Source organism: Streptomyces sp. SM11 (assembly GCF_002910905.1).
GTDB lineage: Bacteria > Actinomycetota > Actinomycetes > Streptomycetales > Streptomycetaceae > Streptomyces.
Genome location: NZ_NEUE01000052.1, coordinates 1 through 14332, shown reverse-complemented (window position 1 = coordinate 14332; position 14332 = coordinate 1). Strand labels below are relative to the sequence as shown.

General features: G+C 72.4%; 14 protein-coding genes and 1 pseudogene. 5 read left to right on the top strand and 10 right to left on the bottom strand.

All coding sequences use genetic code 11. The annotated features are described in order from the left end of the window. Positions 1 to 543 (bottom strand): annotated as a pseudogene (locus B9S58_RS03155) (metallophosphoesterase); the annotation flags it as partial. 33 nt (positions 544 to 576) lie between these two features. Further along, positions 577 to 822 (bottom strand): SCO4848 family membrane protein, encoded by a 246-nt coding sequence (locus B9S58_RS38390; RefSeq protein ID WP_219818866.1) that lies wholly within the window; start codon positions 820 to 822, stop codon positions 577 to 579. A gap of 133 nt (positions 823 to 955) precedes the next feature. On the opposite strand from B9S58_RS38390, the gene B9S58_RS03150 reads away from it, so the two are divergent. Then, complete coding sequence (locus B9S58_RS03150; protein ID WP_219818865.1) at positions 956 to 2317, top strand: D-alanyl-D-alanine carboxypeptidase family protein; 1362 nt, start codon at positions 956 to 958, stop codon at positions 2315 to 2317. A 12-nt stretch (positions 2318 to 2329) separates the two neighbouring features. Here the strand turns inward: B9S58_RS03150 and B9S58_RS03145 are convergent, their stop codons facing one another. Then, positions 2330 to 3283: a YihY/virulence factor BrkB family protein gene (locus B9S58_RS03145; protein WP_103530615.1), complete on the bottom strand. Its 954-nt coding sequence runs from the start codon at positions 3281 to 3283 to the stop codon at positions 2330 to 2332. 172 nt (positions 3284 to 3455) lie between these two features. On the opposite strand from B9S58_RS03145, the gene B9S58_RS03140 reads away from it, so the two are divergent. Beyond that, positions 3456 to 4820 (top strand): FAD-binding oxidoreductase, encoded by a 1365-nt coding sequence (locus B9S58_RS03140; protein WP_103530614.1) that lies wholly within the window; start codon positions 3456 to 3458, stop codon positions 4818 to 4820. A 56-nt stretch (positions 4821 to 4876) separates the two neighbouring features. Beyond that, positions 4877 to 5632: a decaprenylphospho-beta-D-erythro-pentofuranosid-2-ulose 2-reductase gene (locus B9S58_RS03135; protein WP_103530613.1), complete on the top strand. Its 756-nt coding sequence runs from the start codon at positions 4877 to 4879 to the stop codon at positions 5630 to 5632. 30 nt (positions 5633 to 5662) lie between these two features. Here B9S58_RS03135 and B9S58_RS03130 read toward each other — a convergent pair whose 3' ends face one another. Beyond that, entirely contained in the window at positions 5663 to 6262 is a 600-nt protein-coding gene (locus B9S58_RS03130; protein WP_103530618.1) for a 2'-5' RNA ligase family protein, read from the bottom strand. Positions 6263 to 6386: 124 nt separating this feature from the next. Next, positions 6387 to 7379 (bottom strand): tryptophan--tRNA ligase, encoded by a 993-nt coding sequence (trpS, locus tag B9S58_RS03125; protein WP_103530617.1) that lies wholly within the window; start codon positions 7377 to 7379, stop codon positions 6387 to 6389. A gap of 312 nt (positions 7380 to 7691) precedes the next feature. On the opposite strand from trpS, the gene rocD reads away from it, so the two are divergent. Continuing rightward, positions 7692 to 8897 carry an ornithine--oxo-acid transaminase gene (gene rocD, locus B9S58_RS03120; protein ID WP_103530612.1) on the top strand — a complete coding sequence of 402 codons (1206 nt, stop codon included), beginning with the start codon at positions 7692 to 7694 and terminating at the stop codon, positions 8895 to 8897. Positions 8898 to 8945: 48 nt separating this feature from the next. Here rocD and B9S58_RS03115 read toward each other — a convergent pair whose 3' ends face one another. The 3 genes from B9S58_RS03115 to B9S58_RS03105 all read right to left on the bottom strand — a co-directional run bounded on the left by B9S58_RS03115 (position 8946) and on the right by B9S58_RS03105 (position 11941). Next, a complete protein-coding gene (locus B9S58_RS03115) occupies positions 8946 to 10133 on the bottom strand; it encodes a glutathionylspermidine synthase family protein (RefSeq protein ID WP_103530611.1) in 1188 nt (395 codons plus the stop codon). A gap of 5 nt (positions 10134 to 10138) precedes the next feature. Beyond that, a complete protein-coding gene (locus B9S58_RS03110; protein ID WP_103530610.1) occupies positions 10139 to 10438 on the bottom strand; it encodes a hypothetical protein in 300 nt (99 codons plus the stop codon). A gap of 102 nt (positions 10439 to 10540) precedes the next feature. After that, a complete protein-coding gene (locus B9S58_RS03105; protein WP_103530609.1) occupies positions 10541 to 11941 on the bottom strand; it encodes a PLP-dependent aminotransferase family protein in 1401 nt (466 codons plus the stop codon). 47 nt (positions 11942 to 11988) lie between these two features. Between B9S58_RS03105 and B9S58_RS03100 the strand changes: the two genes are divergently transcribed. After that, positions 11989 to 12504 carry a carboxymuconolactone decarboxylase family protein gene (locus tag B9S58_RS03100; RefSeq protein ID WP_103530608.1) on the top strand — a complete coding sequence of 172 codons (516 nt, stop codon included), beginning with the start codon at positions 11989 to 11991 and terminating at the stop codon, positions 12502 to 12504. An 81-nt stretch (positions 12505 to 12585) separates the two neighbouring features. On the opposite strand, the gene B9S58_RS03095 is transcribed toward B9S58_RS03100, so the two are convergent. Then, positions 12586 to 13575 (bottom strand): malate dehydrogenase, encoded by a 990-nt coding sequence (locus B9S58_RS03095; RefSeq protein ID WP_103530607.1) that lies wholly within the window; start codon positions 13573 to 13575, stop codon positions 12586 to 12588. Between the two features lie 219 nt (positions 13576 to 13794). Beyond that, positions 13795 to 14332 (bottom strand): DUF2690 domain-containing protein (locus tag B9S58_RS03090; protein WP_146063454.1); only part of this gene is annotated, 538 nt, incomplete at its 5' end.

Below are 14332 nucleotides of genomic sequence, written 5' to 3'. Positions count from 1 at the left end.
GGGGGCGGGGGCGGTGACGGCCGGGGCTTCTCCGGCAGCTTTCCCCGCCGGTTCCGTTTCCTGCTCCGCTTCCGGGTCCGTCGTGGGTTCGGAGGCCGTACGCGCCGCCGCTTCCGAGCGGGCGGGGACACCGGCCGACCGGGAAGGAACCAGCTGTTCGGTACGGAGGCGGGTCTCGTCCGGGGCCTCGGCGAGGGTTCCGGGAGCCGTTCCGCTTTTCGCCGCGTCGCGCCGGGCGAGGGCCCGCAGGAGCACCGGCCGTACGACCTCGCCCACGAGCAGCGCCAGCGTCAGGTACAGCAGGCAGGCCAGCCACAGAAAGCCCGGCCAGGCCAGCACCTGCTGGAGCCGGAAGGGGGCGCCCATCCGGCCGGACGTCATGGCGCCGACGCTCAGCAGGGGCAGGACGAAGGCGGCGACGGTGCCCGCCCTCCGCAGCGGGCTGCCCGGCGCCGTCGTGTCACCGACGAAGCGCCGCCACAGATACCGGTGCACGGCGCCGAGCAGCGCCAGCACCACGAGCCCCACCAGAGCGAAGATCACTGCAGCCATCCGAGCTTCCCCACGTTCCCGTCGTCATGCGCGTTCTTCGCGTGAAGCCCGGACTCCGCGCAACCCGATCACGCCGACCGCCGTCCCCAGAAGAAAGGACGTGATGGCGAGCAGCAGGTGCACCCAGAAGTACCCGGTCGGTTCGCCCGCGTCGTCGAAGGCGAGCCCGCTGCCGTCCTGCCACAGGTTCTTGACGAAAGTGATCCAGATGAACCAGCTCCACACCCCGAACGCGAGCAGGAACCAGGACACGCGGCGGCTGAGCTTCATGGGTCCAGTATCGCCGCCGTCCCCCGGCCCCCTCCTCCGGGGTGGCGTCCGAACGGGGCCGTCCCGGCGTTCCCTGCGGCGGGTCAGCCGGTCCGGGTCCGCATCCACACCTTCGCCCTGTACGTTTCCGACCGTGCCTGCTCTGAAAAAGATCGCCATCACGATCACTTCCGCCGCCTTGATGTCCGGTTTCTTCCTCAGTCCCGCCGCAGCGGCCGACAAGGACAAGAGCGACGACAAGCAGCCCAAGCCGCCGAGCACGATGTCCGGCATCGGCGGGAAGCAGCTCGCCAAGGCCGGCACCCAGGTCAATCCGGGCCCGGGGGCGCCGGTGCTGCCCAAGGGGCTGACCGGCCGGTCGTGGATCGTCGCGGACGCGGAGAACGGGGAAGTCCTGGCGGCGCACAACTCGCACTGGCGGCTGCCGCCCGCCTCCACCATGAAGATGCTCTTCGCGGACACGCTCCTCCCCGCGCTCCAGCCCACCACTCTGACCCACAAGGTGACGGAGAGTGAGCTGTCCGGGGTCGGTGAGGGCAGCAGCCTGGTCGGGATCAAGGAGGACCACACCTACACGGTCCACGACCTGTGGCTCGGAGTGTTCCTGCGCTCGGGCAATGACGCGGTGCACGTCCTGTCCGCCATGTACGGGGGCATGCCGAAGACGGTGGCCGCGATGCAGAAGCACGCCGAGGAGCTCCAGGCCCTGGACACCGTGGTGGTCTCGCCGGACGGGTACGACGCGCCGCGCCAGGTCTCCAGCGCCTACGACCTGACCCTGATCGCCCGCAGCGGACTCCAGAAGAAGGACTTCCGTGAGTACGCGGCGACCGCGTCGGCCGACTTCCCCGGCGAGGAGAAGAAGGGGAAGAAGCGTGGCTCCTTCGAGATCCAGAACACCAACCGGCTGATCACCGGGGACATCGGCGTGGACCCGTACCAGGGCATCGCGGGTGTCAAGAACGGCTACACCACCCACGCGGGCAACACCTTCACCGGCGTCGCCGAGCGCAACGGCAAGGTCCTCCTCGTCACGGTCATGAACCCGTCGCAGGAGGAGAGCCACGCCGTCTACAAGGAGGCCGCCCACCTGCTCGACTGGGGCTTCGCCGCGAGCGGCAAGGTGACCCCGGTCGGCACGCTGGTGCCGCCGAAGTCCGTGGACACCGGCACGGGCAGCGGCGGCAAGGGCGCGGCGCCCGCCGCCGGCGCGGACCAGGGCTCGGGTGGCCAGGCGGAGGCCACGCCCGCGGCCGCCGCGAACGGTTCCAGCGGGGTCGGGATCGCCCTGGCGATCATCGGCGGCCTGCTGGTGCTCCTGGCCGGCGGGGTGTTCCTGGTCAACCGGCGCTGGCCGCTGCCCGGCCTGGCCCGCCGCACCTCGGCGACGACCGGTGCGGTCGAGCCCTCGGAGCCGACGGAGCCCGCGGAAACGGCCGGGCCGACCGAACCGACGGCCTCGACCGGCTCGACCGGCTCGACCGAGAAGCCTTAGGGCCGACCGGCCCTAGGCGCGGGTGGAGCCGCCGGACGCCACGCCTCCTGCGGCCTCCCCCGTCCCTGCCTCCCGCACGTCCTCCGCCGTGTCCACGCCCTCCTCGCCCTCCACGCCCTTGCTGCCGGTAGCCGTCCAGGCAGCGCAGAACAGCAGCAGCTTCGCGGTGAAGTTGATCCACAGGAGGAGCGCGATCGGCACTCCGAACGCGCCGTACATGCTCTTGCCCGCGACCTCCCTCATATAGCTGCCGAGCAGCAGCTTGAGCAGTTCGAAGCCGACCGCCCCGAGCAGGGCCGCGACCACCAGCCGCCGCCGGGGCGGCTCCACGCCGGGCAGCAGCGTCAGCAGATAGAGCAGCAGCAGGAAGCCGGCGACGACCGCGACCGCCAGTGCGGCCACCCGCAGCAGGACACCGCCCGCCCCGCCCTCGGGGATGCCGATCAGATCGGCGGTCCATCCGACGGCCGTCGAGCCGATGGTGGAGACGGCCAGGGTGACGAGCGCCGCGCCGCCGAGGCCGACCAGCAGCACGGCGTCCTTCACCTTGGCGACGACGGGGTTGGCCCTCTGAACGTCGTCCAGCTCCCAGACCGCGCGCAGGCACTCCCGCATCGAGCCGACCCAGCCGACACCGGTGAACAGCAGCAGCGCACCGGCCACCAGGCCGACCGTGCCCGCGTTGGCCACCAGCCCGTCGATGCCCAGCTGGTCGGAGATGCCGGGCACCTGGTCGGCGAGCTTGTCCTTGATGGTGTCCAGCTGTTCGTCGCTCAGCAGGGCGGCGGCGACGGCCGCACCGACCGCGATCAGCGGGAAGAGGGCCAGGAAGCTGATGAAGGTGATCGCCGCCGCGAGCCGGGCCCAGTGGACCCGGTCCAGCCGCTCGTACGAACGCCACGCGTGCGTCTCCATCAGCCGGGTGACCAGGGGCCCGATCACCGGGAGTTTCTTGAGCCAGTCCATGACGTAACGCGTACCCTCCTGGGCCCGGAACACCAGCTGTCCGCCCCGGACTCTCCCGGACCCGTCCGGCGGATCCCGGTCAGGCTTCGCCGACACTCGTTCCGTCACCCGTTCCGGTGAGCGAATTCACCAATGCCGCGAAGGGGATTTCCCGGACGATACGGTCACCCTTATGTCCGTCGACACGGTGTCCTTGACCGGCTGGGGCCGCACCGCCCCGACGACCGCCGTACGGTTCCGCCCCCGCACGCACGAGGAGGCGGCCGCCGTCGTCCGGGGGCGCGGGCCCCGGGGTGTCATCGCGCGCGGGCTCGGGCGGTCGCCCGGGGACGCGGCGCAGAACGCGGGCGGCTCGGTGCTCGACACGACGGGCCTGGCCCGGATCGGCGGAGTCGACGCCGCCGCCGGCCTGGTGCGCTGCGACGCGGGGGTGAGCCTGGAGCGGCTGTTGCGGGTGCTGCTGCCGCTCGGCTGGCTCCCGCCGGTCGTGCCCGGGACCGGCAGGGTGACGGTCGGCGGGGCGATCGGCTCCGGTCTGACCGGCCTCGACCACCGCCGGTCGGGTTCGTTCGCCCGGCAGGTGAGCGCCCTGGAGCTGCTCACCGCCGACGGCGAGGTCCGTACGGTGCTGCCGGGTACCGCCCTCTTCGACGCGACCGCCGGAGGGCTGGGGCTGACCGGGGTGATCCTGGGCGCCACGCTCCGCCTCCGGCGCGTCGCCACGGCCCTGATGTCCGTCTCCACCGAGCGCGCCGGGGACCTGGACGATCTGCTGGCCCGCTTCACCGCGGGCGGCGACCGACTGCCGTACGGCTCCGCCTGGATCGACCTGACGGCGCGGGGCCGGGCGACCGGACGCGGGATCCTCACCCGGGGGGATCACGCACCTCCAAATGTGCGCCCGGCGCACGCGGGGCGCACTCTGCTGCGCTCGCGCTCCGGAGGGCCCCGGGGGCGGTTCTCCCTCCCCGGCTTCCCGCCACTGCCGGGCGGGCTCCTCGGCCCGGCCTCGGCCGCCCTGTACAACGAGGTCCGCTATCGCGGCGCACCCCGCGCGCGGACCGGTGAGCTCCGCCCGGTCCCCGCCTTCTTCCACGCTCCGGACGCCTTCCCCGACGCGAACCTGCTGTACGGCCGGGGCGGCCTGGTGCGCTACCGGTTCACCGTCGGGTACGGCCAGGAGGAGACCCTGCACCGGGTGGTGCGCCGGATCGCGGCGCGCCGGAGCCCCGCCGTGCGGGCCGTGCTCCAGCGGTTCGGGGCGGCGGACCCCGGTGCGCTGTCGTTCGCGGCGCCCGGCTGGTCCCTGGCCCTGGATCTGCCCGCGGCCCTGCCCGGCCTGTCCCGTTTCCTGGACGGCGTCGACGAGGAGGTGGCCACTGCCGGGGGCCGGGTCTGCCTGGCGAAGGACTCCCGGATGCGGCCGGAGACGGCGGCCGCGATGTACCCGGGGCTCGTGGACTTCCGGGAGCTGCGGGCGCGGCTGGACCCGACGGAGGCGTTCCGCTCCGACCTGTCGCGCAGGCTCGGGCTGTAAGCCTCCCCCCACGCCCCTTCGACCCCTGACCCCTGACCCCTGACCAGGAGATTTCCGTGAAGGATGCCTTCGGTGCCCCGCAGTCCCTGCTCGTCCTCGGCGGCACCTCCGAGATCGCCCTGGCCACCGCGCGCCGCCTGATCGCCCTGCGCACCCGTCGGATCTGGCTGGCCGGGCGCCCCTGCCCCGCCCTGGAGTCGGCCGCCGCCGAGCTTCGCGGCCGGGGGGCGGACGTGCGGACCGTCGACTTCGACGCGCTGGACTCCGCCTCCCACGAGGTCGCCCTCGGCAAGGTGTTCGCGGAGGGCGACATCGATGTGGTGCTGATGGCGTTCGGGGTCCTCGGCGACCAGGCGCGGGACGAGGAGGAGCCGATGGCCGCGGTCCGGGTCGCCCAGACCAACTACACCGGGGCGGTCTCCGCCGGGCTGGTGTGCGCCGGCGCACTGCAGGCGCAGGGACACGGTTCGCTGGTGGTGCTGTCCTCGGTGGCCGGGGAGCGCGCCCGGCGCGCGGACTTCATCTACGGCTCCAGCAAGGCGGGCCTCGACGCGTTCGCGCAGGGGCTCGGCGACGCGCTCCAGGGGACCGGGGTGCAGGTGATGGTCGTGCGCCCCGGTTTCGTCCGGACCCGGGCCACGGCGGGGCGGCCGGAGCAGCCGCTCGCGACCGGGCCGGAGGAGGTCGCGGAGGCGATCGTCACGGGGCTGCGGCGGCGCTCGGAGACCGTGTGGGTGCCCGGTTCGCTCCGGGTGGTGATGGCGGCGCTACGGCACGTCCCGCGCCCGCTGTTCCGCCGGCTGCCCGTCTAAGCGCTGTCCCGTACGTACGCGGCCGGGCGCTCAGGGCCGCAGCGACGGGGCCGACGACACGTCGATCGTGCAGCCGCCCTGGGCGGGGACGGCGGGCGCCCCGCCTCCCCCGCCGAACGGGAAGTCCTTGATCTTGCGCCAGACGGCGTCCGGGCCCTGCTCGTACAGCGCGAAGGAACCGCAGGTCCAGGCCGCCTCGTAGTCGGCGAGCTCCTCGTAGGCCCGGTCCATGGCCTCCTCGGCGATGCCGTGGGCCACGGTGACGTGCGGGTGGTACGGGAACTGGAGCTCGCGCACCAGGGGGCCCGAGGCGTCCCGCACCCGCTTCTGGAGCCAGGCGCAGGCCGAGGCGCCCACGGCGACCTGGACGAAGACGACCGGCGACAGCGGGCGGAAGGTGCCGGTACCGGACAGCCGCATGGGGAACGGGCGGCCGGCCGTGGCGATCCGGTCGAGGTGCGACTCGATCGCCGGCAGGTCGGCCGACTGCGCCTCGGTCGGCGGGAGCAGGGTGACGTGGGTGGGAATGCCGAAGGCGGCAGGGTCCCCGAAGCTCGCACGGCGATCCTGGAGCAGGCTGCCGTAGGGCTCCGGGACCGCGATCGAAACGCCGAGCGTTACGGTCCCCACGTCGTTCTCCTCCACCGTCGATGGTCGTTTTCCGGTCATGCCGCGCGGGCCGGACATCCGGCCCGCGCGTTCCGCCGCCGCAAGTGTGACCCCTGCGGCCGTCATCTCGCCAGGGTCCTTGGACTCAGTGCTTCGCGGGCAGGAAGCCCATCCGGTCGTACGTCTGCGCCAGCGTCTCCGCGGCGACGGCCCTGGCTTTCTCCGCTCCCTCGGCCAGGATGGCATCCAGCGTCTCCGGGTCGTCCAGATACTGCTGGGTACGGGCCCGGAAAGGCGTGACGAATTCCACCATGGCCTCGGCCAGATCGGTCTTCAGCGCACCGTAGCCCTTGCCCTGGTAACTCCGTTCCAGGTCCTCGACGGGGCTGCCGGAGAGGGTGGAGAGGATCGTGAGCAGGTTGCTGACGCCCGGCTTCTTCTCGGCGTCGAAGCGGATCACCGTGTCGGTGTCGGTGACCGCGCTCTTCACCTTCTTCGCCGTGGCCTTCGGGTCGTCGAGCAGGTTGATGAGGCCCTTCGGCGTGGAGGCCGACTTGCTCATCTTGACCGTCGGGTCCTGGAGGTCGAAGATCTTCGCCGTCTCCTTGAGGATGTACGGCGCGGGGACGGTGAACGTCCGGCCGTACCGGCCGTTGAACCGCTCGGCGAGGTCGCGGGTCAGCTCGATGTGCTGGCGCTGGTCCTCGCCCACCGGGACCTGGTTCGCCTGGTAGAGCAGGATGTCCGCGACCTGGAGCACCGGGTAGGTGAAGAGGCCGACGGTGGCCCGGTCGGCGCCCTGCTTGGCGGACTTGTCCTTGAACTGCGTCATCCGGGAGGCCTCGCCGAAGCCGGTGAGGCAGTTCATCACCCAGCCGAGCTGGGCGTGCTCGGGCACATGGCTCTGGACGAAGAGCGTGCAGCGCTCCGGGTCCAGACCGGCCGCCAGCAGCTGCGCGACGGCGAGCCGGGTGTTGGCCCGCAGCTCGGCGGGGTCCTGCGGGACCGTGATCGCGTGCAGGTCCACGACCATGTAGAAGGCGTCGTGGGTCTCCTGCAGCGCCACCCACTGGCGCACCGCGCCCAGGTAGTTGCCGAGATGGAACGAGCCCGCGGTGGGCTGGATCCCGGAGAGCACGCGCGGACGGGCGGCCGCACCGGTGCGGCCCGTCTGCGGCTGGTCGGTGGGGAACGAAGGGCGATCAGAGGCCATGGCCCCATTGTCTCAGGTACGGGGGCGATCTCCGGCAGCCGGTGCGGGGCGGAGAGGGCGCGGGAGCGCACGGTGCCGGGGCGCGGGAGCGCATGCCTGAGACGAACCGCACATTCCGGCCGCCCGGCGTGCCACGGCGGGCGCGCCGGGCGGTGGAGGTTTCCCGGCGTGGGATCCGACCGACGATACAAAGTGGGCACCACCCTCCGCCCACGCCGCACGACGAACGGAGATCCCGTGTCGACCACGGAAACTGCCATCGCCTCCGCCGAGGCGCACAGCGCGCACAACTACCACCCGTTGCCTGTCGTCGTGGCCACGGCGGACGGCGCCTGGATGACCGATGTCGAGGGCCGCCGGTATCTGGATCTGCTGGCCGGGTACTCGGCGCTCAATTTCGGCCACGGCAACCGCCGTCTCATCGACGCGGCCAAGGCCCAGCTGGAACGCGTGACGCTGACCTCCCGGGCCTTCCACCACGACCGCTTCGCCGACTTCTGTACGGAGCTGGCGGCGCTGTGCGGCATGGAGACGGTGCTGCCGATGAACACCGGGGCGGAGGCCGTGGAGACCGCGGTGAAGACCGCCCGCAAGTGGGGCTACCGGGTCAAGGGCGTGCCGGACGGCATGGCGAAGATCATCGTGGCCTCGGACAACTTCCACGGCCGTACGACGACGATCGTGAGCTTCTCCACCGACCCGGAGGCGCGGGCCGACTTCGGCCCGTACACCCCGGGGTTCGAGATCGTCCCGTACGGGGACCTCACCGCGATGCGGGAGGCGATGACCGAGAACACCGTGGCGGTGCTGATCGAGCCGGTCCAGGGCGAGGCCGGGGTGCTGGTGCCGCCGGCCGGCTATCTGCCCGGGGTGCGGGAGCTGACCCGCGAGCGGAACGTGCTGTTCATCGCGGACGAGATCCAGTCGGGCCTCGGCCGGACCGGGAAGACGTTCGCGCTGGACCACGAGGGTGTGGTGCCGGACATGTACGTGCTCGGCAAGGCGCTGGGCGGCGGGGTGGTGCCCGTCTCCGCGGTCGTCTCGTCGGCGGATGTGCTCGGTGTGTTCCGGCCCGGCGAGCACGGCTCCACGTTCGGCGGGAACCCGCTGGCCTGCGCGGTGGCGCTGGAGGTGATCGCGATGCTGCGGACCGGCGAGTACCAGCAGCGGGCGGCCGAGCTGGGCGACCATCTGCACCGGGAGCTGGGCCTGTTGACGGGTGGCGGCGCGGTGGAGGCGGTGCGCGGCCGGGGCCTGTGGGCGGGCGTCGACGTCGCTCCGGCGCTGGGCACCGGCCGGGAGATCTCCGAGAAGCTGATGGAACAGGGGGTACTGGTGAAGGACACCCACGGCTCGACGATCCGGATCGCCCCGCCGCTGGTGATCAGCAAGGAGGACCTGGACTGGGGCCTGGACCGGCTGCGGGCGGTGCTGAGCGCCTGAGCCGGCCCCGTACCCGTACTCGTAACCGTACTCGCGACCCCGGAGGGTTCAGAGGATGACGTGGGGCAGGAAGCGGGCGTACTCGTCCGTGACCGGCCCCGCCGACTCCCGGATGCCGAGCCCCGCCGCCTCGTCCTCGACGATCCACGCGCCGAGCACGACCCGGTTGCCGTCGATGTCGGGCAGCGGAGCCAACTCCTGGTAGCAGCAGGGTTCGTCGCGCCGTACGGGCGGGGAGCCGGGGCCGTGCAGGTCGACCCCGGCTCCCTCGCGGCCGAGCAGCGGCTTGGACACGTACCCCGCCCCGTCGGGTCCGGCCAGCTCGCGCGGACCGTCCAGGTAGGCGGGCAGCAGGTTCGGGTGGCCGGGGTACAGCTCCCAGAGGATCGCGAGCAGCGCCTTGTTGGAGAGCAGCATCTTCCAGGCGGGTTCGATCCAGCAGGTGGTGCCGGAACCGCCGCCGTTGTCGAGGGTGTCGAGCACCTGCGGGCCGAAGCGGTCCGTTGCCAGCCACTCCCAGGGGTAGAGCTTGAAGCAACTGCGGATGAACCGCAGCCGGTCGTCGACGAACCGGCCCGACAGCCGGTCCCAGCCGATCTCCTCGACGGACAGCGCCTCGGTGTCGATCCCGGCCTGCTGGGCGGTCTCGCGCAGATACGCGACCGTCATCAGGTCCTCGCCCGCCTCGTCGCCGTCGGAGTGGACGAAGTGCAGCGGTCCCGGCGGCAGCAGGGGCGCCTGCCGCTTCCAGGCGTCCACCAGCCGCTCGTGCAGGGAGTTCCACTGGTCGGCCCCGGGGAAGCGGTCCTCCATCCAGAACCACTGGGCGCTCGCGGCCTCCACCAGCGAGGTCGGGGTGTCGGCGTTGTACTCCAGCATTCTCGCCGGGCCGCTGCCGTCGTAGCGCAGGTCGAACCGCCCGTAGACGGACGGCAGTTCGGCGCGGCGGTGCCAGGACTCGGCCACCAGCGCGACCAGGCGCGGGTCGGTGATGCCGAGGTCGGCGAAGCGGCCTTGCTCGACGATGTGCGCGGCGGCTGCCAGGCACATCGTGTGCAGTTCCTCGACGGTCTCCTCCAGGGCCTCGACCTCGGGCAGCGAGAAGACGTAGTAGGCGCTCTCGTCCCAGTACGGACGCAGCGAGTCGTCCGGGTAGCGGGTGAGCGGGTAGACGACGCCCTGCGACTCGACGGTCTCCTGCCAGCTGGGGCGCGGCTCGGTCGTGCGGCGCTCCATCGTGCTCAGCCCCCGCCGGACTTGGAGCAGCCGAAGCCGCCGCGGTCCACCGCGGACTTGTCGAAGCTGCCGCCCTGCACCTTGCCGTCGTAACTGCTGGTGCTGCCGCCGTAGTAGTACAAGCCGCGTCCGCTGCCGCTGGAGCCTCCGCTGCTGCCCCGGCATTCGTAACTGGGCAGCGTTTCGCGGGTCGTCCGGTCGGCGCAGCGCCGGTCCGGCTCCGAGCCGCAGGACGTGATCGTCAGGGCGAGCAGCCCCATGCCGCCGAGCACGACCGTGCTCGACCTCAGCCTTCGTGTGGCCATGTTCGGTTCTCCCCCGTGGTGCGCGTTCGGGTCCGACTCCCTTCCCGTCACCGGACCTCTTGTCAGATTAGTGGGAGGGGCGACTTGTTCGAAACCCGGACTTCACGGCAGCACCCGGCACAAGGCGTCCAGCGCGCCCGCCCAGGCGCTCTCCGACGGCGAGCCGTAGCCGATCACCAGGGCGTCGCGGGCGGCCGGAGCATCCGGGTGGCGGTAGCGCGTGAGGCCGTCCAGCGCGAGGCCCTGGAACGCCGCCGCCTGGATCACCGAACGCTCGGCGCCCGCCGGGAGTTCGAGGACCGCGTGCAGCCCGGCCGCGATCCCGCTGACCTCGATGCCCGGCGCGCGCTCGGCGAGCGCCGCGACGAGCTGGTCGCGGCGGCGGCGGTAGCGCAGCCGCATGGAGCGCACATGCCGGTCGTACGCCCCCGAGGCGATGAACTCCGCGAGTGTCAGCTGGTCGGGCGAGCCGGACATCCAGTCGGACACGCCCTTCGCCGCCACCACCTCGCCCACCAGGCTCCGGGGCAGCACCATCCAGCCCAAACGCAGCCCCGGTGCCAGCGACTTGCTGGCGGTGCCGAGATGGACGACCCGCTCCGGATCGAGGCCCTGGAGTGCGCCCACCGGCTGCCGGTCGTACCGGAACTCCCCGTCGTAGTCGTCCTCCAGGATCAGCCCGCCGGTGGACCGGGCCCAGTCGACGGCGGCGGCCCGCCGGTCCGGGTGCAGCGGTACGCCGGTGGGGAACTGGTGCGCCGGGGTCAGCAGGACCGCTCCCGCGCCGCGCATCGCTGCCAGCTCGCCGGTCCGGGACCCGTGCTCGTCCAGCGGCAGGCACGGGGTGCGCAGCCCGGCAGCGGTGAGGAGGTTCGTATGGAAGTCGAGGCCGTACGACTCGACGGCGACGTCCCGGACCCGGCGCCGGCGCAGCACCCTGCCCAGCAGTGTCAGCCCGTGCGCGAAGCCGGAGCAGATCACGATGCGCTCCGGGTCGGCGTACACCCCGCGCGCCCGCGCCAGGTACTCGGCCAGCACGGTGCGCAGTTCGACGCGGCCGTGCGGATCGCCGTAGCCGAAGGCCTCGTCGGGCGCGGCGGTGAGCGCCTTGCGGGCGGCCTTGAGCCAGGCGGTCCGCGGAAAGGCGGACAGGTCCGGAGAACCGGGCTTCAGGTTGTGCCCGGCCCCGGACCGCGCCGGCCGGGAGGGGGCCGCCGCCGGGTCCGTGCGGCGCGGCGCGGACCGCTGGGCGACCCTGGTCCCCGAGCCCTGCCGGGCGGTGAGCCAGCCCTCGGCGACCAGTTCGGCGTAGGCGTCGGCGACCGTGTTGCGGGCGACGCCCAGGTCGGCGGCGAGCACCCGGGAGGACGGCAGCCGGGTACCGGGCGTCAGCCGGCCGGTGCGCACCGCCTCCCGCAGCGCCTCCATCAACCCGCTGCGCAGCCCCTGGCCGACCGGTTCCAGATGCAGGTCCGCGCCGAAAGCGGCCCAGGAATCCGTCATGACAATGGACCATACCGGGGTGCCATCGGGGCCGTAACGTTGTCCTCATGACCTCGACGCACGAGCACCACCACGCCCCGGCCGACCTCGCCCCGGAGCATCCGCCCCGGCTTCCCGTCTCACAGCTCCTCCCCGACGTCTACAAGGCGATGGTCCGGCTCGACATCGCCGCCCGTAAAGGTCTGGACCCCGTCCTGTTGGAGCTGGTGAAGATCCGGGCCTCGCAGCTCAACCACTGCGCGTTCTGCCTGGACATGCACAGCAAGGACGCACTGGCGGCGGGCGAGTCCGTCGAGCGGATCGTCCAGCTCAGCGCCTGGGAGGAGTCGCGGCACTTCTACACCGAGAAGGAGCTGGCGGCGCTCGCCCTGACCGAGGCGGTCACCGTCCTGACCGACGGCTTCGTCCCGGACGAGGTGTACGCGAAGGCCGCCCAGCACTTCGAGGAGACCGAACTGGCCCAGCTGATCGCGGCCATCACCGTGATCAACGCCTGGAACCGCTTCGGTGTCGCTGGCCGCCTGCCCCCCGGCCACTACTCGCCCGGCAACCACAAGAGCTGACCGCATGCCCTCCGGAGGGCATGCGGAAGCGCCCCCGGCAGCAGGTGCTGCCGGGGGCGCTCGGCGTGCCGCGGGTGCGGGTCAGATGAGGCCGAGCTCGCGGACCGCGTCGCGCTCCTCGGTGAGCTCCTTGACCGACGCGTCGATGCGCGTACGGGAGAACTCGTTGATGTCCAGACCCTGGACGATCTCGTAGACACCGTTCTTCGTGGTGACCGGGAACGAGGAGATGATGCCCTCGGGGACGCCGTAGGAGCCGTCCGACGGGATGCCCATCGAGGTCCAGTCGCCCTCGGCGGTGCCGTTGACCCAGGTGTGCACGTGGTCGATGGCGGCGTTGGCGGCCGAGGCGGCCGAGGACGCGCCACGGGCCTCGATGATCGCGGCGCCGCGCTTGGCGACGGTCGGGATGAAGGTGTCGGCCAGCCACACCTCGTCGTTGACGACCTCGGCCGCGTTCTTGCCGGCGATCTCCGCGTGGAAGATGTCCGGGTACTGGGTGGCCGAGTGGTTGCCCCAGATCGTCAGCTTCTTGATGTCGGAGACGGCGGCGCCGGTCTTCGAGGCCAGCTGCGAGATCGCGCGGTTGTGGTCCAGGCGGGTCATCGCGGTGAAGCGCTCGGCCGGTACGTCCGGGGCGGCGGCCTGCGCGATGAGCGCGTTGGTGTTGGCCGGGTTGCCGACGACGAGGACCTTGATGTCGTCCGCGGCGTTGTCGTTGATGGCCTTGCCCTGCGGCTTGAAGATGCCGCCGTTGGCGGCGAGCAGGTCGCCGCGCTCCATGCCCTTGGTGCGCGGGCGGGCACCGACGAGCAGGGCGACGTTCGCACCGGCGAAGCCGACGTTCGGGTCGTCGGTGATCTCGATGTTGCGCAGCAGCGGGAAGGCGCAGTCGTCGAGCTCCATCGCGGTGCCCTCGGCGGCCTTGAGGCCCTGCGGGATCTCCAGGAGGCGCAGGTTGACCGGCACGTCCGGGCCGAGCAGGTGGCCGGAGGCGATGCGGAAGAGCAGCGCGTAGCCGATCTGGCCGGCTGCGCCGGTCACGGTGACATTCACGGGAGTGCGGGTCATGGCGGTCTCCGTTTAGACAGCTGGCGGTGGGGGTCCCGGCCCCTGGTGCCGGACCCTGGTGCTGGACACCTCTTCCGCGCCCCGACGAATCTTGACGTGAAGAGATATCCAGCGGTCAGGCTATCGGACCCGGCCGGGCGGGGCCGCCCGGCCCCCTGTGGCACCGCACACAACCGGTCACGCACCGCACGCACGGACGACGGCGACGCCCCGCCGGAGTCACTCGCCGGAGTCCGTACACCCCTTCGTGCCGGAGGTCAGCGTCGCGCAGGCCTTCGCGTCGGACGCCTTCTTCACCGCGACCATCGGGGTGTACGCGTCGGTGTCCCCCATGACCTCGCTGTCCTGCCCGCCGCCGCCCCCGGTGATCCGCACGGCGTCGCCGATGGCCGCCTCGGTGAGCCGGGCCCAGGCGGCGGAGCAGACCTCGCTGTAGCGGACCTCGACCTTGCTGCCGCCGACCACGGCACTGGCCACCGTACGGGCGAACTCGCCGCCGCAGCCCATCGCCTCGGGGTCCTCCCCGGCGCAGTCCGCGCCGCTGCACTCGACACCCACGGGCAGCTCCGGGGCGGCCGTGGTGGGGGCCGCCGACGGGGGCGGGGTGGCCTTGGCGGCCTCGTCGCCGGGTGCGAGCAGCACCGCGCTGACCACGACGATCAGCGCGCCGACGGCCCCGACGGCGAGCATGACGCCCTTCTGGCGGCCGCCGGGGGTCCTGCCCCCGGCGTTCCGGCCCGCCCGCTGCCCGCCCTGC